We start from the raw sequence: 21529 nt of genomic DNA, 5'->3' as shown, positions 1-21529 counted from the left end.
GCACAAGGAGTACACGCATCATGAGTGAGGTAAGGCCGGGTCGGAAACGTGCCACCTTGCGCGACGTGGCACAGGCGGCCGGGGTGTCGCTCAAGACCGCCTCGAACGTGATCAACGGCTCCGGTCGCATGACCGACGAAACACGCGCCAAAGTCGAACAGGTCATCAAGGATCTCGACTACCGCGTCAATGTGGCGGCCCGCAACCTCAATCGGGACCACACCGGTTTCATCACCCTCGCCGTGCCCTCGCTCACCCCGCCGTATCTGGCCGAGCTCGCCAATCGCATCATCGATGCGGCGCGTCGGCGCGACTACTCCGTATACGTCACCACATACGCGGAAGGCTCGGCCAAGGGCGCCCGCGACCTGCTGAGGAAATTCAATTCCACGGTATCCGACGGCATGATTCTGTCGATGAGCGAGGTGGAGACCATCTCGCCCGACGATCTCAAGGTCGCTTTCCCCTTGGTCATCGTCGGCGCGCGTACCACATGGGACATCGCCGACCATGTGACTCCGGACGATGTGGGGGCCGCCGCCACCGCGGCCGGATACCTTTATGACCACGGCTCCCGGCATCTGGCTGTGGTGGGCGCGCGCGGTACCTACGACGAATCCGCGCTGCTCAAGGTCGTGGAAGGCAACGCCCAGTTGCGTTTGCGAGGAATTATCGAAGAGACGCATCGCCGTGGGCTGTCCATCGACCCGCGACTGATCGGCGTCACCGATCAGGACTGGACCATCGGCGCCGGCGCCCGCGTGACACAGCATCTCATCGACTCCGGCGTACCGTTCGACGGCGTGGTGGCGCTGAACGATCAGCTCGCCATCGGCGCGCTCACCGCGCTGCGCACCTCGGGCTATGAGGTGCCGGGCCAAGTACAGGTGATTGGCTTCGACAACAACGAAGAGGCCCCATACCTCCAGATTCCGCTGACTTCCATGGATTCCAGGCTCGATTGGACCGCCCCCACCGCAGTGGACCGCATTCTCGGACGTATCCACGGACGTGTCTCCAAGCCCGAACTGCTGACCTGCGAGTCGCGGGTCGTCGCACGGGCGTCCACACGGTGACGGCCGGCCAGCAGGCACAGCGTGTACAGTGGCGTGTAGTCGCAAGCGCAACCGGCCGCCAACCGGACGCGGCATAACGCAGCACAAGGAGCAGCAATCATGACCAACGGTCACATCAACCCAGCCAACGTGCCGGACATCGCACTGAAGGACGGCCACTCCATCCCGCAGATCGGGCTCGGTGTGCTGCGCATCGACGATGACGGGGTCACGCCGGTCGTGGAATCCGCGCTCGAGGCCGGCTACCGCCACATCGACGGTGCGGCCGGTTACAACAACGAGGCCGGTGTGGGTCGTGCGCTCGCCGCCACCGGTTACAACACGGGCGCCAAGCGCGAGACCCTGTGGGTCACCACCAAACTGCGCGACTCGCAGCAGGGCTACGATTCCGCGTTGCGCGCCTTCGATGATTCGCTCGCCAAGCTGCAGCTCGACTACGTGGACATGTACATGATCCACTGGCCTACCCCGTTCGACTGGCGCAGCGGGGAGACCTGGAAGGCGTTCGTCAAGCTGCGCGAGGAGGGACGTGCGCGCACGCTCGGCGTGTGCAACTTCATGCCCGCCGATTTGAAGCGCCTGTATGAGGAGACCGGGTCGCGTCCGGCCGTGAACCAGATCGAACTGCATCCGACGTGGCAGCAGCGCGAGGTTGTCGCCTACTGCAAGGAGCAGGGGATCGCCGTCGAGGCGTATTCGCCGATGGCTCGTGGAGCCGACCTGAACGCCGGCGACGGCACCATCGCCCGCATCGCCGAGGCGCACGGCGTGAGCCCGGCGCAGGTGATTCTGCGCTGGCACATCGAGAACGGCACGATCATCATCCCCAAGTCCGTGCATGCGGAGCGCCAGCGGGAGAACCTCGATTTGTTCGGCTTCGCGCTTACGGCCGAGGAGCATGCGGCGATTGACGCGCTCGACGGTCCGACGCGCGCCGGCCACGATCCGGCCACCTTCACCTACGCCTGATCGAGCGGTTGATTGATTGGTTGACTGGACTGACTGACGGATTGATTGATCAATGGCGCGTCGTAATTCCGCACATTTCCGCCGCCGTCCGAACGCTTCGAGCCCGCTGGAGCGCATCCTGATTCTGGTGGTGCTTGCCGTCATCATCGGTGTGACCGTCGGACTGTTGCTGCCGCAGGTCAGCTCGGACGCGGCACGCATCACCGGCGGCTACACGGCCACCGGTTCGGCAGCGGACACGTTGAACCGGCTTACCGTGGACGACGGTCAGGACCCGTCCGGCTATGATCGTGATTCCTTCGGCTTCCGCGAAACCGACACCGACGGCAACGGCTGCGACGCGCGCGAGGACGTGCTCGCCCGTGACCTGATCGATGTGCGCTACAAGTCCGCCGGCTTGTGCACGGTCGAATCCGGCACGTTGGACGACCCGTACACCGGCCAGACCATCCAATTCGTGCGCGGCCGGACCACCAGCGCCAAAGTCCAGATCGACCATGTGGTGGCCCTTGAAAACGCATGGCAGTCGGGCGCCCGCGACTGGACCACCGCCGAACGCCATCAGTTCGGCAACGATCCATACAACCTGTTGGCTGTGGACGGGCCGGCCAATCAGGAGAAGGGCTCCGCTTCGGCCGCCTACTGGCTGCCCACCAACTCCGCCTATCGCTGCCAATACGTGGCCCGTCAGATCGGCGTCAAGGACAAATACCATCTCACCGTCACCTCTGCCGAAAAGGACGCCATGCTCGCCGTGCTCCACTCGTGCCCCGGACAGGAGGTGCCGGGGGAGTAGCGCTCACGGGCGATGGGCGGTCGGCCAGATGTGGTGATGGCCAGCCGGGGATTCACAATCGCGTCTGGCAGACGAGGGCGTGCGTGCCGCGCTGAGGCGGCGGAACGGGCTTGACGGATGGTCCGGCAGCGGGATTGCCGGCCGTCTGAACAGTTTCCGTTCGTCTACCTGACCAACGATTTCTCCACCACGCGGGGAGAGCGGTTTTTCTACGATGAAGGCTAATCCGGCGTTTCCGCGATCGCCGGAATTCATAGGGCGATGGGATGGTCGTCATCCGCGAATCGCCCTTACTTACGTCCGATGCCGAACGTATGCGACACCGTTATGGAGCCGCGCGAAGGAGCAGCCATGTCCCAGTCAGCACAATCGTTCCAGTCTCCACGCCCATCCCAGTCGCCGGCGGGAATCGCTGGGACTTCCCCTTCCCCGCAGCCCACACCCGCCCAGATTCGGCACAGCCACACCCTGCCGCTCAAGGACGTCACCGTGAATGATGCGTTCTGGGGCGAGGAACAGGAGCGCGTGCGCACGGCGGTGATTCCGTACCAGTGGCGCGCACTGAACGATCAGGTGCCCGGCGCCGCGCCCAGCTACTGCATGCATAATTTCAAGGCCGCCGCCGCGCAGAACGCGCGCAAGGAGCAGCAGGGCAAGGATTTCGTCCCGCCCACGTACACCTACCGTGGGTTCCAGGCACTGCCCGAGGACCCGGCGCACCCCGAGGCCGACAAGTTCTACGGCTTCGTCTTCCAGGACACCGACTTCTCCAAGTGGATCGAGGCGGTGGGCTACAGCCTCGTCCACCACCCCGACCCGGAACTCGAGCGGACCGCCGACGCCGCCATCGACATCGTGTGCGCGGCCCAGCTCGACAACGGCTATCTCGACACCTACTACATCCTCAACGGCATGGACCGCCACTTCACGTATCTGAAGGACCATCACGAACTGTACTGCTTCGGCCATCTGGTCGAAGGCGCGGTGGCCTACTATCAGGGCACAGGCAAGGACAAGCTGCTCAAGGCCGCCGAGCGATTCGCCGATTACGTCGCCTCCCGATTCGGTCGTGAGCCGGGCCAGCTGCGCGGCTATCCGGGCCACGAGATCGCCGAAATGGCGCTGGTTCGTCTGTATGAGACCACCGGGGAGCGGCGGTATCTGGACCTCGCCGACTACTTCGTCACCGAGCGCGGCCAACGCCCGTCGTATTTCGAGCAGGAGGACCGCGCCCGCGCCAAGGTGGACGGCACCGAATACCGGCCGGAAGCCGATCATTACGCCTATTATCAGGCGCATGAGCCGGTCGTCGAGCAGGACGAGGCCGTCGGCCATGCCGTGCGCGCCGGATACTTCTACTCGGGTCTGGCGGACGTGGCGCGACTCACCGGCGACCGCTCGCTCATCGACGCGGCGCATCGGCTGTGGCGCAATATCGTGGACAAGAAGCTGTACATCACCGGCGGCGTCGGCGGCACCACGGATGGCGAGGCGTTCTCCTACAACTACGATTTGCCCAACGATTCGGCCTACTCCGAGACCTGCGCGGCGATCGCGCTCGCGTTCTTCGCGCGGCGCATGCTCGAACTCGAAGCGAAATCCGAGTACGCGGACGTGATGGAGCTGGCGTTGTACAACACCGCGCTCGCCGGCATGGCGCTTGACGGGAAGAGCTTCTTCTACGTGAACCCGCTGGAGGTCAACCCCTACGCCTGCCACAAGGATTCGCGGCTCGCGCACGTCAAGCCCGTGCGTCGCAAGTGGTTCGGCTGCGCTTGCTGCCCGCCGAATATCGCGCGTCTCGTGGAATCCGTGCAGGAGTATGCCTACACGGTGGCCGACGACGGCGCGACGTTGTTCACGCATCTGTACATGGGCGGCACGGCGACCGTGACGCTTGGCGGCGCGCCGGTGACGCTGGAGATGGCGGCCGGACTGCCATGGCGCGGTGACGGGCGCGCGACCGTGCGGATTGGCGGTGGGGCTGGTTCCGGGGCCGGTGCGACTGGTGGGATTGGTGACGCAGCTGGCGGTGTTGCCGGTGCGCCCGGGGCCGATGCGACGGACGGTAAGGCGGCTGGCGAGACGGCCGGCGGGGTTGGTGGTGTCGGTGTCGTCGGCGGTGCGTCCGAATCTGATGCGCCGGCTGGCGAGGTGACCGGCAATGCGACCGGTGAGGCGGCCGGTGAGGCGACGTTCACGCTGGCCTTCCGCTTGCCTGGTTGGGTCGGTGGCGGTGATGCGGCCACTGCGGCTGGAATCGCGGCCGGTGCGCTGACCGCGTCTGGCGAGACGTCCGGGCGCGTGACCCGTGAGGTCCGCGACGGGTACGTCTACCTGTCTGGCGTGTGGCATAGCGGTGACACGGTCGAGTTCGACTTCCCGATGCCGGTGCGCATGATTGCCGCGAACCCGTTGGTGCGTGAGGACGCCGGTAAGGTGGCGTTCACGCGCGGCCCGGTCACCTTCTGCGCGGAGGAGCGCGACAATGGCGCGAACCTGCACCTGCTGCACGCCGACGTCGCCGCGATTCTGGCCGATCCGTCTGCGGTGAAGGCCGAGGAGTTCGACTTCCACGCCGGTGCCGACGGTCTGGATGACAAGGGGCTTGGTGAGGTCGATTCGGTGTCCCGGCGATTGGTGCGTCTGCAGGTGCCCGCGTGGCGCGAGCCGGTGCCGGGTGATGATGGCGTGAAAGTCGGTTCTTTCGTTATCGATGAGGCTAACGATTCTGGCGCTGATGCAACGGTTCGTGATTCGTCCGAGGCTGGTTCTGTTACGGCCGGTACCGCCGGCGCGGTTCCGGCATTCGCTGATGTCGCCGCTGTTCCGGCAGCCGACAGGACGGCCGTCGCGCCGTTGTACGCCGATTACAAGCCGGTCGCCCGTGAGCGCACGACCGCCACGCTCATCCCGTACTTCGCCTGGGCCAACCGCGGCGAAAACGAGATGACCGTCTGGCTGCGCGAGTAGCTGAACGGGTAATCGTAAGTGTGGCATGGACGTCGAGTGCCAGTCGATTGGCGGCCATGCCCCGGACTGTTGTGGCTCTGCCGGCTCAACAGGCGTGGCTTTTCTTCGTATATGAGAAGTGCCCCGCGAGGTGATTCCGGAATCGCCCGGCCGATTCGTGTGCCGTGTTGTGATTTCGGTGTCGGATTCCTGGCCGACATGTCGATTCGGGAATCCGGATTTTGGTAGTCATGAAATTTGGATCTCTGCATTCGGATTTCTACAGTTGTGCGAAACACCGACTTGCGTGGTCGGCGGATTGTGGCATAATGAACAAGTTGCCTGTTGGCAGCATGGATAAGTGTCCGAGCGGTCTAAGGAGCACGCCTCGAAAGCGTGTGAGGTTAACCCCTCCGCGAGTTCGAATCTCGCCTTATCCGCCCCTAGGGTTTCAGGTTAATCGCCTGAAACCCTTTTTCATGCCGAAAAACGTTGCGATTCCGCCGTTTTGCCCGCACTTACGTAACCGTGTGTAACGGTGCGTTTTAGTAGGTACCATAGTGGGTACATCGACGGGTACGGAATGCCCGCACGTCAGAAGACGTGTGTGCAGGTGTTGTGCTGTTGGACCCTGTCGGATTTCGACACGAGACTGTCGGATTTCGAGGTTTCGGTGTCGGATTTTGACGCAAGCCTGTCGGTCCTCGACGGATGACTGTCGGATTTCATGCGAAATACGTACGAAATCCGACACCGAAATGTCGAGAACCGTCAGTCATGAGATGAGGCCCGACACCGAAATGTCGAAATCCGACAGTCATGAGACGAGGCCTGACGGTGTGGACCGAATACGGTCGAATGCAGGTTGGCATCTGTCATGATTTGCTGATGTCAAATCATGACAGACACGGAAAGACGCCAATCATATTGGTGCGTGCAAGATTTTCATGGATATGGATTGCGACGAGTGCGGTAGCTTGATGAATTTTCCAGCTATTCGCTGGATTTCGAGGCTCATTGATGGTTTGGATTGCAAAGACCGATACCGTAGCTGAAAAATCGTTGGCTCATCTTTATCGTGTGTGCAGATCGGGCCAAGGTTCGGGCAGGAGCTCGTCGAGGGTGACGCCCAGCACCTGCGCTATGGCCATGATGTTTCTCAGGCTGGGGTTGGCTGGAGTGCCGGGCATGGATTCGCCCTTTTCAAATTTCTGGTAGGTGTACCGGCTTAGTCCCGCCTTGTAGGCGACGTGTTCCTGTGAGAAGTCTCGCGCTATACGCAGCCGTTGCATGTTGAGCCCCAGTTCCTGTGCGTATCGGCTCCAGGAGCCTGTGGGTGTATTGCGCGGCATGCGCCACAAGATAAGACCGCTCGGTTTTGTATATGGCCTCCTATATATGGCAATATGGGGGTGTCGAAGGATTGGGGGAGTTCATGTACTGCCGGTTCTGTGGAGCAAGGTTGCCCGAAGAGGCCGAGTTCTGTGTGAAGTGTGGCCGGAATCTCTCGGTGAATCAGTCAATCCCCACTGCCGGCGGTGAAGTCGAAGCTCAATCGCAATTTGGGACTGCTGGGGATAACGTTCAAATGGCGGTGCAATCGCCTTTGACGGTGAATAATGCCAATGGTTTCTCTGGCGACAGGAATGGAGACAGGTCCGCATCTCTGACGGTGCTTGGTCTGACTGAGGATGATTCTTGTCTGCTGTTGCAAACTCTGTACGAAGCTTGGAATCTGCAGGCGTCAATCAAAGACAATGTTTCGAAAGTCCGGGAGAATCAGCGGGTTCTCAAACGTGATCGGAAGAGGCTGCTCGTATGCGCCGTAGTCGCTCCCGTTGTTCTGCTGCTTGGTTTGGTCTGTCTTTTTGCTGTTCTTCGGTGGGGCTTGACTATTCATCTGATTGCGCCTCTCGTGTTCGAGATCGTTGCTATGTCGGTGATGATCATCGGGATAGTCTTATTGATAAAGATTCGTAAAGCTGACGCCTCCGGTAGTGCGAGTGACTCCTACATCAAGCATTGTGAGGACCTGAATAAAAGAATACAAACGATTGTCGCCCCAATCGAAGTGCAAATTCCCGAAGTCTATCATACTCAGGCTTTTGCTGAATCGGTGTTGCATGATATGCATTCTGCTCATATCAATTTCGATGCAGCGGTTGATAGATATGATAACGAGCATGTTTTCAAGGACGGTAATCGACTGTCTGATTGCGGTGTAAGTCGTGTGCTGATTGAATCAGTGAGAAAAGACTTATCTGGTATTGATTCGATTCACCCATCGTGGAAGTTTGCATCTCCGGGTGGAAAAAAGATTATGTGGATCTTGGTACCTTTGCTTTCGCCGATTATTGGGGCTGTTTTGGCAGTGGTTTTGTGTGTGACTATTGTGAATAATTCACGGATATATTTAGGTGGTCATGATCAGTATCCATCGTTCGGAATACAGAATATTCTTACTGCAACATATCGGCATTGTAGTCAGTATGGAGAGTATAGTCCGGCGGATTCAATTCAGATTGCATCTTCCTCGTTGACATATAGGCCGAACCGGCAAGCCATTTTAGCGATGTTTGATGTGCCTTATGAGAATGCTGATAATACCGAAAAGAACGGGAATCTTGCCTCGTGTCTATACAGAGAACTTGGCGGTGCTGCATCTGTTGGTTCATCGGAGGCGTTGGATTTCTTTAACAGGTTCGCTTTGGATGGTATGGAGATACGTTCCGATGGTGTCAATGTCAGTATGAAGCGAGGGAGGTCATGCTATATCGCTGATAAGAAAGTAACGATTGCCGGATATAGTATGGGTCTAACTGGCGTTCTGACAGTGACTATTGGTTTAGGCGCACGAACTCCAAGTCCTGACCTTTCTAAATTTGATGAAGATATTAATGATAGACTTGCAAATTGCAAGTCTATCAGAACTGGATAAGAGTCTTCCTTCATTAGGCGATATTGCGGCTAAGACGAAGGGTGATGATGGTGGACAATCATCAAAACAGTCTGCTGCCAGTAACAATGATGCGGGTACGAGCAATGGCAATCAAGGAACTTCCCCGTCTCCTTCCGGATCATCGGCCGATACAGATTTCGTAAATCTGTGGCATTCCGTGGTTGATGGGCAGAGCGTGGTTCCGTTGGCTGGGACGTATTGCCGACAGGATGGTGTGTGCGTCAGTCTGAACGCCAATCCGAGCTATACGCCGGGTACATATGGTGATGAGTATCCCGGGTCTCTTGCTTTTGCGTCGGGTATTGCCAGTCCTCTTCCCGGTGGTGCATCCCAGTCGGATTTGGGATTCCAATATCAGTCACAGCCGGCGCTTCCTTCGGCGAAGACGCCCATATCTTTGATGGCTGGTTGCCAGGGTTCCGCGGGATGCGATGATGGATCTCAAACGTTCGTGTACTTCGTGATGGCGGGAACGGGGCTGGATGCTGTTGGCCAATTCTCCATCCCAGTCGCTCCCGGCAATCCTCCGGATTCCTCCCGCGATTATCTGGTGATGGGGACCAGTGCGTCTGGTCCGACGATTGCCGATAGCACCGTCTTCTATCGTCAGGAGTGAGCATGTTCTGTCATAAATGCGGTGCGAAACTATTGCCGGATTCTCAGTTTTGCGCAAAATGCGGAACGAAAATTCCCGAGATAACGCAGTCGTCTCCTAGGCCGCCTCAATCAACCCGATATGGACAGGCGATACAGCCGCCGAATAATGCAGGTTCCGGCTCAGCAGGGCCAGCAAATTCGATGCCGCCATATGGCCCGGCTCCGGTTCCTCCAGTGTCGACGCATCTGCCTCTTTCTGATGCGAAGCATGCAGGTGGTCGGCGCACATGGCAACAGATGGCGTACGGTGCCCAGTCAAATGCCGGCGCGTATAATGCCCGCTCTTATTCGCAGACGACGAATGAGAGGCCTTTCGATACGCCAATGAATCATCCATCGTTACCCTCGCGAATCGAGCAGACTGTAGGCTCGATTCCCCCTAAGACGTTGAAGACCGGACTTGCCGTTGCAGTAATCATCTTGTTTGTGATAGCCGTTGTTGTGGTTCAACGTTCCAGCCCATTGAAACGAGCAATGCAGGGGTGCGAGTCCCGGATTGATTCCCAAACATGGTCTTGGGAAGTCGATAGCGAATATGGGTATTTTCAGCTAGCCGACAACGGCCATACGTTGACCGTCAACGGAATCGACAACTATGACGACGAAATTCTTACGTGTATTTTCGACGAGTTGGAGATGCCTCAGTCGGTACGGTCGAAGATTCTACATACTCGAGCTCTCGATGGAACGTTGTCGGACGAGTGGGATCGGATAAAGATTACTTGGAATTTCCAGCCGAATGAAGGTTTGGATATTGTTTTCGAGGAAGAGTGAGAGATGTCGCGGTTTTGTCATAAATGCGGTGCGAAATTATTGCCGGATGCCCGATATTGTGCAAAATGCGGTACCTCGGTATGGGATGAGGATTCCTTCGAGCAACAACACCAATCAAATGACTCGACGAAGACCGTTGCGCCTACTTCATATGTGATGGGGCAAGGTGATACTGATGTTGATCAGTCATATGAGAATAATCCGACGCGGAACAATAGTGCTAAGACATTGATTATTGGATTGTTGGTTATTTTGGCCGTGTTGGCTACCTCGGTGTTTATTATAAAGCCGTCGTATGAACACTTCCAACGTGAAAGCGAAAAACAACAGGCAGAGGAAGTGCAAGCAAAGTTCGAGGAAGAACATCCTGTTGTTGCGGGAATATTGGCGAATTGTCCGTCGACGCAAGATGTAATAATAAGTTCAGCGGAAAACAAAGCATATGCAAGTGTGGAATTTTCGATAAGTAAATATGCCGACAAAGTTGCAATCTCACAGGATTTGGATTGCGTTCGACAACAGGTTGGTGTTCCTGCTCATAGTAAGGAAGCATATTTGAATGGTGCTCAATTATGGACTGAGCTAAGTGGTTTTGGGCTCGATGAGTATAAGCAACATGGTACGGATATTCAGTCTATGGATTTCCGGAATATCAGTGATAAAGCAGTCGCTCGTTGCGCTGTTTCAGATTCCTCATTTCCAAAGGTGTACTGTGAGATTGGTGACAGCGACGATGCTCAATCATCCTCTGTGAATAACGGGGACGGTACTTCCGGCAATGAAGGCGAATCTTCGATAGATGATGCTTTGGGAACCGAATCGACGACCGATGGCAGCTCGCCTGCTGATGCTCTTGGATATGAGCAATACAAAGATTACAATTGTGCAGCCGGAAATTCGGGACGTCTTATCCCATGTTCGGAAATCTACGCTGACATGGGCACTGGTATGAAGTACCTGCCTTTTGGCAAGGAGAACAATCCTGATCCCTCCAACACCTATGGCTATATCCCCGTCGATGAAAATGGGAATGGCGTCATTGATGCCGATGAGTAGGTTGTGACGCTGATGCTTTAAACTATGGTGTCATAGTCGGTAGAAACTGGATTCAGGTCCGTAAAGCTCCCCTGATAAATCATAAAAATAGGACAATGCGCTCGCATCCGGCGGTTACTGCATCCGACATACGGTGGTGAATGTACGTTCGTTCAGGAATATCCGGCTATTGTTTTCCCGGGTTAAGTAAAAGAAACGTAGGCCTTATCCGCGTATGTTGCATGCGCGCCGTTGGACCCTGTCGGATTTCGATGTTTCGGTGTCGGATCTCGCCTCATGGCTGTCGGACCTCGTATGAAATACGTACGAAATCCGACACTGAAATGTCGAGAAGGGGTATGGAGCCGAATCTCGTCTTTATCCGGTACCGGAACAGGCGGTAAGTACGCGTCTCGTCGAAGGTCTTGCGTACTTACCGTCTGTTTTGGGGGTATGAGGGACTGTATGTACGCGAGTATTTCGTAATGGCGCGTACATACAGTCTGTTCCGGTCTTGTGAGGATCTGCAGGTGGGGCTTGGCTTTTACGCCAAAATACGAAGAGCCATGAAACTGGATTCAAGGCCGTAGATCCTCTGATAAGTCATAAGAACAGGGCAATGTGCTTGCGGCCGGCGGCTACTGCATTCGACAGGCTCCGGTGAGCGTACGTTCGCCATGAACGTACGCTCACCGGAGCATTCCAGCTCCCCACGTGGGATTGATATTACCGGTACGTGTCTGCAGTGTGCCGAACTCGGTGCCTGCGTCTTCATCTCACGAGTGCTGGGAACGCGACACTACGAAATCCCAATCAGCCCTTGACGTACCCGCCGTCGACGATGAGGTTTTGGCCGGACACCGCGCGGGAGAGCGGGGAGAGGAAGAACAGGGCGGCGTCGGCGAGCTCCTGTGGCGTGGTCACATGGCCGAGCGGCGTGGATTGGGCGATGATGTCGAACACGGCGTTGGGCGTGGCGCTGCTGGCGTCGGTGGTGCGCAGCAGTCCGCCGGAGACCATGTTCACCGTGACGTTCTTCGGGCCGAGCTCCTGCGCGAACGTGCGGGTCACGGCGAGCAGCGCGCCCTTGGCGGCGGTGTAGTCGTGGTAGGGGACCACCGGGTTCTGGAACAGATTGGTGCCGATGTTCAGCACGCGGCCGTAGCCGGCCTCCTCGAATCCGGGCAGCGCCTGCTGGATGACGGTGACCGAGCCCTTCACCGCGCCGAGCAGCTGATGCTCAAAATCCTGCCAGGTGATGGTGTCGGCCTTCGGACGGTCGTCGCCGTTGAACGAGAAGCTGACCAGCGCGTTGTTGACGACGCCCGTGACCAGCGTGCCCAGCGCGGCCTTCGCGTCGTGGAACAGCCGGGCCACGTCGTCCTCGTTGGTAACGTCGGCCTGGATCGCGGTCACCCGGCCGGCGTACTCGGTTTCGAGTGCCTTGGCCTTCTCTTCGCTGTGGAAATAGTCGACGACGACGTTCGCGCCGGCCTGCACGGCCGCGCGGGTGATGGCCTCGCCCAGTCCGCGCGCGCCGCCCGTGACCAGAATGGTCTCGCCTTTCAGCAGTCCGCCAACGGCGCTGCTGGTGTTCGGATTGGTCGTATCGGTCATGATGGTCCCCTTCGGTATGTGACGCTTGATGGTTACGGGTGCCGTTCGACACTTGCGGCCAGCGTATCCGCGCGCGGCCGGACACGCCATAGCCCGGAACGTGGGAAGGCTCACATGCGGGATTTGACGGGTGCACGGGCGCTTCACTGTGCCCTTGGGACGCCTCCTGAGTGTCTGCCGTCGGATTCCCAAAACGCGGCATAGAGTTATGCATACAGATATATAGAGAAGACAACGGTGTGATCTGAAAAGAATATTCCCACAGACGATTCGCAAAACAAAGGAGCCAGCAATGACGCAGCAGATTACCACGACTTCGACCTCTTCGCATTCTCCGGTATCCCAGACTTCCCGCCTAATCGTTGACAACGATTTTGAGGTCGCTCCGGTCAATGATCGTCTGTTCGGTTCGTTCGTCGAGCATCTGGGCCGTTGCGTGTATGACGGCATCTACGAGCCTGGTCATCCGGAGGCGGATGAGGACGGTTTCCGCAAGGACGTCATCGAGCTGGTCCGCGAGCTTGGGGCGACGACCATCCGCTATCCCGGCGGCAATTTCGTGTCCGGCTACCGTTGGGAGGATGGCGTCGGTCCCAAGGGGGACCGTCCGCGTCGCCTCGATCTGGCGTGGCATTCCACCGAAACCAACCAGTTCGGCCTGCATGAGATGGCCAAGTGGCTGCACAAGGTGAGCGGCAACGAGCTGATGGAGGCCGTGAACCTCGGCACGCGTGGCTTGAAGAATGCGCTGGATCTGTTGGAGTACGCCAACATCCCCGGTGGCACCGAACTGTCCGAACGGCGTCGCGCCAACGGCGCCGATGAACCGTTCGGCATCAGGATGTGGTGTCTGGGCAACGAGATGGACGGCCCGTGGCAGACCGGTCACAAGAATGCCGAGGATTACGGCAAGCTCGCCGCGTCGGTGGCGGCCGGCATGCGCATGATCGACCCGGATGTGGAGCTGGTGGTGTGCGGCTCGTCCAGTCATGCGATGGATACGTTCGGTGAGTGGGAGGAGACCGTGCTCGACAAGACGTATGAGAACGTCGATTTCGTCTCCTGCCACGCCTACTACCATCCTGAGCTCAAGGCCGACGGCACCCGTGACATGGCCAGTTTCCTGGCCTCCGGCGTGGATATGGACGGTTTCATCAAGGATGTCGCCGCGGCCATCGACGCCACCAAGGCCCGGCTCAAGAGCAGGCATGACGTGTTCATTTCGTTCGACGAATGGAATGTGTGGTATCTCGGTGAGGAGCCGAGCAGGAACCCCGAAGGCATCGGCAACTGGCCGGTCGCGCCGCGTCTGCTGGAGGATGTGTATTCCGCAGTCGATGCCGTGGTGTTCGGAGACCTGCTCATCACGCTGCTCAGGAACGCCGACCGTGTGCACGCCGCGAGCCTCGCCCAGCTGGTCAATGTGATCGCCCCGATCATGACCGAGACCGGCGGTCCCGCCTGGCGCCAGACCACGTTCTACCCGTTCTCGCTGACCGCCAAATACGCCAAGGGCGGCACGGTGCTGGAACCGAAGCTCGCCTCGGGCACGTACGAGACCGCCAAGTACGGCGAGGTGCCCACGATCAATGCCGTGGCGGTCCGCGGCGCCGACGGCGCGGTGACCGTGTTCGTCACCAACCGTTCGCTGGAGGCGGCCAACGACTTCGAAATCCGTCTGCCGGAAGACCATGGCACGACCGTTCATGCGCAGACCCTGCACGAGGACGACCTGCTCGCCGCCAACACGCTGGACGATCAGACGCGCGTGACCCTGCACGACAATGACACGGCGACGCTCGACCCGGCCACCGGCACCATCCATGTGACCCTGCCGCCGGTCTCCTGGACGGCCGTGCGAGTGAAGTAGCGTTATGTCGGCTGATGTCGAGTGGTACCGATGCCGATTTGACTGTGGAGGCAGGAATCGGCGATACCTATAGCATCCCGGAAAGCCGTTTGCGGCAAAGGGGAGGGACGACATACAACTGTCCGATTAATATTGAAGTTGTCGATGAAAGAATCGGTTCAACTTCGGGGCTCTTTTTAGGTGGCTACTTGAAGCTTCGGCTCCGATGGGTTCTGATTCGGCGTTAGGCGTATGACTCGCCTTGTGAAATGGTGGGAGGCCGCCGGCTGTGCAAAGTCGGCGGCCTCCCGTTATTCAGGTCCCTAGCCTTGCCGCAAGGACGATCAGGCCTCGTCGGATTGTTGGCGTTTGCTGGTGATCATCGCTACGGGCAGCGCAGCCGTGAATCCGAGAAACAGGACTGTTAAGGCGCCGTATAAAACAAGAGCAGAATGGTCTCCATCCGCCACGTACCGCTTCGGATCGGCTGGATCATACTGTATGGTTACAGCCTGCCCCACCTTGTATCGCGGCGGGTACGACGACGTCGAGGATTGCTGCTCGTAGATTCTTCCGTCTACGCCATACCGGAACACCGGCGCCCAGGTGGGGCCGGAATCCTCGTCGTCGTCCTCGTCCTCGATGCGGATCATCTGTGTCACAACCCCGTCGGTGATTTCGGTGCAATCCATTCTCAGGGTTATTTCGCCGATGAGGTTTCCGCCGACGGCCACCAGCAGAATCACGCCGACGAAACTGAACCATGCGCTGATAGCGTGCTGCTTCAACTGATTCCAGAAACCGCGGATGCCACTGCCGTCCCGGACGCGTCGTTGATTGGTGTCGCTGGTTGATTCGGGATTTTTGTAATCGTCCGATACCATGATTTGCCTTCCGCGAGCTTCTGCGATACTGCGTGCAGGTCAACGACGTCGTTAATTATTCCAATTCCAACTATATCAGGGCATTCGTCCTGCTGGCTGGTGCTCTTGGACGCGATGAGGCGCCGTTAGGCGCCATCGGTCGTGCAAGGCCGGCGGCATCTCGCATGTTCCGCGTGCTCCTTGCCTCACTCGAACAGCGCGGCATCGGTGGCGGGGTATCCGAGTTGGATGGCGGTGTAGGCATGTTTGGCGGCCAGGGCGGCGAGAATCGAGAGCGTGGTGTCGTCGAATTGGGCGTCGGCGTCGGTGACGGCCTTGATTTCGGCGCGGGCGCAGTCCATTTCGATGGCGGCGGCCGTGGGTACGGTCTGCCCGCTGGCCTTGTCCGCGATGGTGGTGGGATTGGCCAGCAATTGGCTGATGTCGTAGACCTTCTTGCGGGGGTCGGCGTGCGTTCCAGCGTTGTCGGTGCCGTTGCCGGAACCGGAGGCGGCGGTACTGCCGTTATCGCCGTCGTCGGAGGAGGTGCCGGAACCGGACGAGCTACCGGAACCGGAACCGGCGTCACCGGACTCACCGGATTTTCCTGAACCGGCACCCCAGCTGCCGTCCGCCAATGACACCAGCTGCTGCCCGGCGGTTTTGTGCATATCGCTCAGCGTGAGCGTCGCGCCATCGGTCTGCCCGCGCGCGGCCAGCACCTCCAGCGCGAACCCAGCGCGATCCTCGGCCACGGCCATCGCGTCCAGCACATCGGTCCCGGCGACGGCCGACGTGACGCCATCCAGACGCGCCGGCGTCACGGTCGGAGCCACGCCGCCCAGACGTTCCGCCAAAGACGACAGCTGGGCCTTGGTCTGCGCGTCGCGCAATACACCCTCGCCGAACCGGCCGGGGCAGTAGGTGGCCACATCGATCCACGTCAACGGGACGGACTGCCCGGCCACGAACCGCACCATCATCGGTGAGCCATCGCCGGCCCAATCGTGGTCGTTCACCAGCGTCAGTGCCTGTTCGCACGGGCTCATCGTGCGCTCCGCCTCGGCGCGCCCCGCCAGACGCGGCATCGAACATGCCGTGAGCGAACATAGCATTGCCCCGGCGCACGCCACGGCCAAGGCGCGGCGTGCGGAATCAAACCAGAGGGGGCGTGTCTGCATGGAACCCTACACTAATAGCTAACTGTGACCATTCAAGGCCATGCGCCACATAACTTCATAGGAGGTACGGATCGATGGAACTGGACCTGACAGGAATGCACAAGCTTGCCGCTGAGCAAGGAATCGACCCCGGAACCCTGGATGAGGCGTTGGCCGAGGCCCTGCGTCTCGCCTATCTCAAGACCCCTCACGCGGCCAAGCATGCCCGCGTCGAGTTGGATGAGCGCGCCGGCACCTTCACCATCTGGGCCGCCGACGAGATTCCGGTGGAGCCCACCGAGGACAATCCGCATCCGGCCCCCAGGCTCGGTGAGGAATACGACGACACCCCGCATGATTTCGGCCGTCTTGCCGCCGCCACCGCCCGTCAGGTCATCACCCAGCTGTTCCGCAAGGTCGAGGACGAGAAGATCTTCGGCGCGTTCTCCGGCCAGAAGGGCAAGCTGGTGACCGGCATCGTCCAGCAGGACGCATCCGATCCGTCCAACGTGCATGTGGCTATGGGCGACGTCGAGGCCATCCTGCCTCGTCGTGAGCAGGTGCCGGGCGAGCGCTACCGTCACGGCGAGCGCATCCGCGTCTACGTGGTCAACGTGGCGCGCGGCGTTCGCGGTCCGGAAATCGTGGTCTCCCGCTCCCACCCGGAGCTGGTGCGCCGCCTGTTCGAGCGTGAGGTGCCGGAACTGGTCTCCGGCGCCGTGTCCATCATGGCTATCGCCCGCGAGGCCGGCGCCCGTACGAAGATCGCCGTCAAGGCCAACACCGAGGGCGTGAACCCGAAGGGCGCGCTGATCGGCCCCGGCGGCGCCCGTGTGCGTGCCGTCATGGAGAGCCTTGGCCCGGAGAAGATCGACATCGTCGACTACTCCGATGATCCGGCCAAGTTCGTGGCCGCCGCGCTGTCTCCGGCCGTGGCCACCGGCGTGCAGGTGATCAGCGAGAAGAACAAGACCGCCATCGCCTTCATCCACGACGATCAGCTGTCGCTGGCCATCGGCAAGGAAGGCCAGAACGCTCGACTGGCCGCCAAGCTCACCGGCTGGAAGATCGGCATCGAGTCCGCCGAGGCCCACGCCAAGAAGCTCGCGGCCGAACAGTTCGAGGCTCAGGCCAGGGCGGCGGCAGCTGCTCAGGCCGCCGCAGCGCAGTCCGAGCAGTCCGCTCAGTCTGCTCAGTCTGCCGAAGCCGAGGAGACCGGCGAGACCGCCGGCGATGCCCCGGCCGAAGCCTGATTCGCTGATTCACTGAATCACTGATTCGCGCCCGGTCCGCCGATTCGACCGGCGTCTTCGCCACCATCGGCGGACATGAACATTCCGGGCTCATCCCAAGCCCGGCAGGGAATGTTCGTCCGAGCCGCGTCCCTCGATGAGACGCGGCTCGCTGTCATGCCCGCTATCCAGCACTGTGAGTATGCTTGATTGGCGTATGTGGGCGGCGCAGTGTGCGCGAAATCGCCCGCACGGAGACGAGGTAACACGATCATGGTCGCACGATGAGACAGGGCGAGCTTGCCGTCATCACCAATTGACCACGCCCATGCACGCGTGGTCGCAGATAGGAGTAATTAGTGGCGAAACCACGCGTATACGAATTGGCCAAGGACTTGCATGTCGATAGCAAGACCGTTCTTGAGAAGCTCAAGGATATGGGGGAGTTCGTCAAGTCGGCTTCCTCGACCATCGAACCTCCGGTGGCGCGCCGTCTGAAGGCCGCCCTCACCAAGGATAAGGAAGGCAAGGGCGAGCAGAAGTCGTCCGCTCCCGCATCGAAGAACGCCGGTCGTCCGGGACCGCGCAAGCCCGCCGTGCCCACGCCTTCCGCGCCGGCGGCATCCGCTACGCCGAGCGCGCCGAGCGCCGCTTCCGGCAACACCTCTCGTCCGACCGCGCCAAACGCTCCGGCTTCCGCTACGCCGACCCCGGCTCAGGCCCGTCACGCCGTTCCCGGCGCTCCGGCTCCGCATCCGCAGGGCGCACGCCCCGGTGCTCCGCTGCCCGGCCGTCATGGTCAGCATGACCGTCGCGACAACCGCGACCGCGACAGGGATAGGGACGGTCGCGAGGGCCGCGAGAACCGCGACAACAACCGTCAGGGCCGTCCGGGTCAGGGTCGTCCGAACGGCGGTCAGCCCGGTCAGCACCAGAACAACCGCAATACGCCGGGTCCGCGTCCGGGCAATCATGGCAATGGCCAGGGCCAGGGTGCCAACGCCGGTGGCAACGGCAACGCCGCATCCAACGCCATTCCGCGCCCGCACACGCCGGGTCCGCGTCCGGGCAACAACCCGTTCTCCCGCAAGCAGGGCATGCATACGCCTACGCCGGGTGACATTCCGCGGCCGCATCCCATGGCACGTCCGACCGCCGAGGGTGGCCGCAATGGCCGTCCGGGTCGTCCCGGTCAGGGCGGCGGCACTCGCGGTGGATTCCGCAATGGCCGTCCGGGTCAGGGCGGCGGTGCGCCGCGTCCGGGCCAGTGGGGCCACAACCGTCCGGGTCAGGGCGGTGCCGGAACCCAAGGCGCCCAGGGCGGTGCACGCGGTGGATTCCGCGGCGGCCAGGGTGGCGGCAACAACTTCCAGAACGGCGGTCCGTCCAACGGTCCGGCGACTCGTGGTGGCGGCCGTGGCCGCGGCGGTGCCGCAGGCGCGTTCGGCCGTCAGGGCGGCAAGTCCTCGAAGGCGCGTAAGAACCGTCTGGCGAAGCGTCATGAGTATGAGGAGCTGAAAGCGCCGACCATCGGCGGCGTGCGCATCCCCAACGGCAACGGTCAGACCGTCCGTCTGCGTCAGGGCGCCTCGCTCGCCGACTTGGCCGAGAAGATCAACGTCAATCAGGCCGCGCTGGTCACCGTGCTGTTCCACTTGGGTCAGATGGCCACCGCCACCCAGTCCCTGGACGAGGAGACCTTCCAGATCCTGGGTGAGGAGATCGGCTGGAACATCAAGATCGTGTCCGCCGAAGAGGAGGACAAGGAGCTGCTCCAGCAGTTCGACATCGATCTTGACGAGGAGGAGCTGCAGGACGACAAGGACCTGAAGCCGCGTCCGCCGGTCGTCACCGTCATGGGCCACGTCGACCACGGTAAGACCCGACTGCTCGACACGATCCGCAAGACCAACGTCATCGCGCGTGAGGCCGGCGGCATCACCCAGCGCATCGGTGCATACCAGGTCACCGTCGAGCTCGACGGCGAATCCCGCAAGATCACGTTCCTCGATACCCCGGGCCATGAGGCGTTCACCGCCATGCGTGCCCGTGGTGCCGAGCTCACCGACGTCGCGATCCTCGTGGTCGCCGCGGACGACGGCGTGATGCCGCAGACCGTCGAGGCCATCAACCACGCGCAGGCCGCCAAGGTGCCGATCGTCGTGGCCGTCAACAAGATCGATGTGCCCGGCGCCAACCCGGAGAAGGTTCGCGGCCAGCTCACCGAGTTCGGTCTGGTGCCCGAGGAATACGGTGGCGACACCATGTTCGTCGATATCTCCGCCAAGCAGAACATCAACGTGGACAAGCTCCTCGAGGCCGTGCTGCTCACGGCCGACGCCGAGCTCGATCTTCGCGCCAACCCGAACATGGACGCCCGTGGCGCCACCGTCGAGGCCCGACTCGACAAGGGCCGCGGTGCCGTGGCCACCGTGCTCGTCCAGCAGGGCACCCTGCACGTTGGCGACGCCATCGTGGCGGGCACCTCGTACGGCCGCGTCCGCGCCATGCTTGACGAAAACGGTCAGGTCATGGAGGCTGCTGGTCCGTCCACGCCTGTCCAGGTGCTGGGTCTGACCTCCGTGCCGACCGCCGGCGACCTGTTCCTCGTGGCCTCCGACGATCGCGCCGCGCGTCAGATCGCCGAGAAGCGTCAGGCCACCGAGCGTGCCGCCCAGCTGGCCAAGCGTCGCAAGGTCGTCTCCCTCGAGGACTTCAAGAAGAAGTTCGCCGAGTCCGAGATCGACATGCTCAACATCGTCATCAAGGGCGATTCGTCCGGTTCGGTCGAGGCGCTCGAGGACTCCCTGATGAAGATCGAGGTGTCCGACGAGGTCGGCATCCAGGTCATCCACCGCGGTGTCGGCGCGATTACGCAGAACGACGTCAACCTCGCCACGGTCGACAAGGCCGTCATCATCGGCTTCAACGTGCGTCCGAACCGTCAGGTCGCGGACCTCGCCGAGCGCGAGGGCGTGGAGATCAAGTACTACTCGATCATCTACAAGGCCATCGAGGATATCGAAGCCGCCCTCAAGGGCATGCTCAAGCCGGAATACGAGGAGGTCGTCACCTCCCACTCCGAGATTCGCGAGATCTTCCGTTCCTCCAAGTTCGGCAACATCGCCGGCGTTATGGTGCAGGACGGCGAGGTCAAGCGCGGTACGAAGTGCCGTATTCTGCGCAACGGCGTGGCCACGGTCAACGATCTGGAGATCTCCTCGCTGCGTCGTTTCAAGGACGACGTCCAGTCCGTCAAGGAAGGCTACGAGGCCGGTATCAACCTCGGCACCTTCAACGACATCGAGATCGGCGACGTCATCGAGACCTTCGAGATGCGCGAGGTCGAACGCAAGTAGTCCGATCGCAGTCCGTGCGAAGGCACCTACCGGCAAGCGCATGCGGCGCTGTCGATAAGGGCCTTTCGCGCGGACTGCGCGTCAACGGCCGTTCCGATAACGGCTGCGATATCTCTATCTCTGGCTCCTCCTGCAAGGGGAGCTGCCGAATGAAGTAAGGCTGAGCGCGGTCTCGGACCGCAGCCTCGGCCGTCTACAGCGACAGCTCCCTCCATCAGGGGGAGCCAAGTC

Annotated in this window: 15 protein-coding genes, 1 tRNA gene and 1 pseudogene; 13 read left to right on the top strand and 4 right to left on the bottom strand. The window is 60.6% G+C overall.

The window, feature by feature from the left end:
- Nucleotides 1-20 precede the first annotated feature (20 nt).
- From BMYO_RS02475 to BMYO_RS02455, 5 genes are all read left to right on the top strand, one after another.
- Entirely contained in the window at nucleotides 21-1076 is a 1056-nt protein-coding gene (locus tag BMYO_RS02475) for a LacI family DNA-binding transcriptional regulator (protein ID WP_094666988.1), read from the top strand.
- A gap of 99 nt (nucleotides 1077-1175) precedes the next feature.
- Nucleotides 1176-2045: an aldo/keto reductase gene (locus BMYO_RS02470; RefSeq protein WP_094666987.1), complete on the top strand. Its 870-nt coding sequence runs from the start codon at nucleotides 1176-1178 to the stop codon at nucleotides 2043-2045.
- A 52-nt stretch (nucleotides 2046-2097) separates the two neighbouring features.
- Nucleotides 2098-2841, top strand: coding sequence for an HNH endonuclease family protein (locus tag BMYO_RS02465; protein ID WP_169834019.1), 744 nt, complete (start codon nucleotides 2098-2100; stop codon nucleotides 2839-2841).
- Nucleotides 2842-3192: 351 nt separating this feature from the next.
- Nucleotides 3193-5814 carry a glycoside hydrolase family 127 protein gene (locus tag BMYO_RS12005; protein ID WP_233428042.1) on the top strand — a complete coding sequence of 874 codons (2622 nt, stop codon included), beginning with the start codon at nucleotides 3193-3195 and terminating at the stop codon, nucleotides 5812-5814.
- Nucleotides 5815-6148: 334 nt separating this feature from the next.
- Nucleotides 6149-6233, top strand: a tRNA-Ser gene (locus BMYO_RS02455).
- Between the two features lie 633 nt (nucleotides 6234-6866).
- Here BMYO_RS02455 and BMYO_RS02450 read toward each other — a convergent pair.
- Nucleotides 6867-7145, bottom strand: coding sequence for a helix-turn-helix domain-containing protein (locus tag BMYO_RS02450; RefSeq protein ID WP_094666986.1), 279 nt, complete (start codon nucleotides 7143-7145; stop codon nucleotides 6867-6869).
- A 32-nt stretch (nucleotides 7146-7177) separates the two neighbouring features.
- On the opposite strand from BMYO_RS02450, the pseudogene BMYO_RS12530 reads away from it, so the two are divergent.
- The 5 genes and pseudogenes from BMYO_RS12530 to BMYO_RS02435 all read left to right on the top strand — a co-directional run.
- Nucleotides 7178-7291: pseudogene (locus BMYO_RS12530) on the top strand (zinc-ribbon domain-containing protein); the annotation flags it as partial.
- Nucleotides 7292-7303: 12 nt separating this feature from the next.
- Complete coding sequence (locus BMYO_RS11425) at nucleotides 7304-8731, top strand: hypothetical protein (protein ID WP_143249092.1); 1428 nt, start codon at nucleotides 7304-7306, stop codon at nucleotides 8729-8731.
- Nucleotides 8691-9368, top strand: a complete 678-nt coding sequence (locus tag BMYO_RS11420; RefSeq protein ID WP_143249091.1) for a hypothetical protein — start codon at nucleotides 8691-8693, stop codon at nucleotides 9366-9368. Before BMYO_RS11425 ends, BMYO_RS11420 begins: the two co-directional genes overlap by 41 nt.
- A 2-nt stretch (nucleotides 9369-9370) precedes the next feature.
- The gene (locus BMYO_RS02440) at nucleotides 9371-10183 is read left to right on the top strand and encodes a zinc ribbon domain-containing protein (protein ID WP_094666984.1); all 813 of its coding nucleotides are present in this window, start codon (nucleotides 9371-9373) and stop codon (nucleotides 10181-10183) included.
- A gap of 3 nt (nucleotides 10184-10186) precedes the next feature.
- Nucleotides 10187-11239, top strand: coding sequence for a zinc ribbon domain-containing protein (locus BMYO_RS02435; protein ID WP_094666983.1), 1053 nt, complete (start codon nucleotides 10187-10189; stop codon nucleotides 11237-11239).
- A gap of 792 nt (nucleotides 11240-12031) precedes the next feature.
- On the opposite strand, the gene BMYO_RS02430 is transcribed toward BMYO_RS02435, so the two are convergent.
- Entirely contained in the window at nucleotides 12032-12835 is an 804-nt protein-coding gene (locus tag BMYO_RS02430; RefSeq protein WP_094666982.1) for a 3-oxoacyl-ACP reductase, read from the bottom strand.
- Nucleotides 12836-13127: 292 nt separating this feature from the next.
- Here BMYO_RS02430 and arfA point away from each other — a divergent pair, with 292 nt between their 5' ends.
- A complete protein-coding gene (gene arfA, locus BMYO_RS02425; protein ID WP_094666981.1) occupies nucleotides 13128-14705 on the top strand; it encodes an arabinosylfuranosidase ArfA in 1578 nt (525 codons plus the stop codon).
- Between the two features lie 323 nt (nucleotides 14706-15028).
- On the opposite strand, the gene BMYO_RS02420 is transcribed toward arfA, so the two are convergent.
- Nucleotides 15029-15568, bottom strand: a complete 540-nt coding sequence (locus BMYO_RS02420) for a DUF3592 domain-containing protein (RefSeq protein WP_094666980.1) — start codon at nucleotides 15566-15568, stop codon at nucleotides 15029-15031.
- A gap of 185 nt (nucleotides 15569-15753) precedes the next feature.
- The gene (locus BMYO_RS12000) at nucleotides 15754-16596 is read right to left on the bottom strand and encodes a hypothetical protein (RefSeq protein WP_233428070.1); all 843 of its coding nucleotides are present in this window, start codon (nucleotides 16594-16596) and stop codon (nucleotides 15754-15756) included.
- 206 nt (nucleotides 16597-16802) lie between these two features.
- Here BMYO_RS12000 and nusA point away from each other — a divergent pair, with 206 nt between their 5' ends.
- Both nusA and infB read left to right on the top strand, forming a co-directional pair.
- Nucleotides 16803-17960, top strand: coding sequence for a transcription termination factor NusA (nusA, locus tag BMYO_RS02410; protein WP_094666979.1), 1158 nt, complete (start codon nucleotides 16803-16805; stop codon nucleotides 17958-17960).
- 338 nt (nucleotides 17961-18298) lie between these two features.
- A complete protein-coding gene (infB, locus tag BMYO_RS02405) occupies nucleotides 18299-21298 on the top strand; it encodes a translation initiation factor IF-2 (RefSeq protein WP_094666978.1) in 3000 nt (999 codons plus the stop codon).
- Nucleotides 21299-21529 lie beyond the last annotated feature (231 nt).

Origin of the sequence: Bifidobacterium myosotis (genome assembly GCF_002259745.1) — a bacterium.
Taxonomy (GTDB): domain Bacteria; phylum Actinomycetota; class Actinomycetes; order Actinomycetales; family Bifidobacteriaceae; genus Bifidobacterium; species Bifidobacterium myosotis.
The sequence above is the reverse complement of the archived record's forward strand: the minus strand, read 5'-3'. Positions and strand labels throughout refer to the sequence as shown.

Bases quoted from the DNA above. Each gene is read 5' to 3' on its own strand.
- BMYO_RS02435 (WP_094666983.1), top strand. From the start codon at position 10,187: ATGTCGCGGTTTTGTCATAAATGCGGTGCGAAATTATTGCCGGATGCC.
- BMYO_RS02475 (WP_094666988.1), top strand. From the start codon at position 21: ATGAGTGAGGTAAGGCCGGGTCGGAAACGTGCCACCTTGCGCGACGTG.
- BMYO_RS02470 (WP_094666987.1), top strand. From the start codon at position 1,176: ATGACCAACGGTCACATCAACCCAGCCAACGTGCCGGACATCGCACTG.
- arfA (WP_094666981.1), top strand. From the start codon at position 13,128: ATGACGCAGCAGATTACCACGACTTCGACCTCTTCGCATTCTCCGGTA.
- BMYO_RS02450 (WP_094666986.1), bottom strand. From the start codon at position 7,145: ATGCCGCGCAATACACCCACAGGCTCCTGGAGCCGATACGCACAGGAA.
- nusA (WP_094666979.1), top strand. From the start codon at position 16,803: ATGGAACTGGACCTGACAGGAATGCACAAGCTTGCCGCTGAGCAAGGA.
- BMYO_RS12005 (WP_233428042.1), top strand. From the start codon at position 3,193: ATGTCCCAGTCAGCACAATCGTTCCAGTCTCCACGCCCATCCCAGTCG.
- BMYO_RS02465 (WP_169834019.1), top strand. From the start codon at position 2,098: ATGGCGCGTCGTAATTCCGCACATTTCCGCCGCCGTCCGAACGCTTCG.
- BMYO_RS02440 (WP_094666984.1), top strand. From the start codon at position 9,371: ATGTTCTGTCATAAATGCGGTGCGAAACTATTGCCGGATTCTCAGTTT.
- BMYO_RS02430 (WP_094666982.1), bottom strand. From the start codon at position 12,835: ATGACCGATACGACCAATCCGAACACCAGCAGCGCCGTTGGCGGACTG.
- BMYO_RS02420 (WP_094666980.1), bottom strand. From the start codon at position 15,568: ATGGTATCGGACGATTACAAAAATCCCGAATCAACCAGCGACACCAAT.
- BMYO_RS12000 (WP_233428070.1), bottom strand. From the start codon at position 16,596: ATGAGCCCGTGCGAACAGGCACTGACGCTGGTGAACGACCACGATTGG.
- BMYO_RS11420 (WP_143249091.1), top strand. From the start codon at position 8,691: ATGATAGACTTGCAAATTGCAAGTCTATCAGAACTGGATAAGAGTCTT.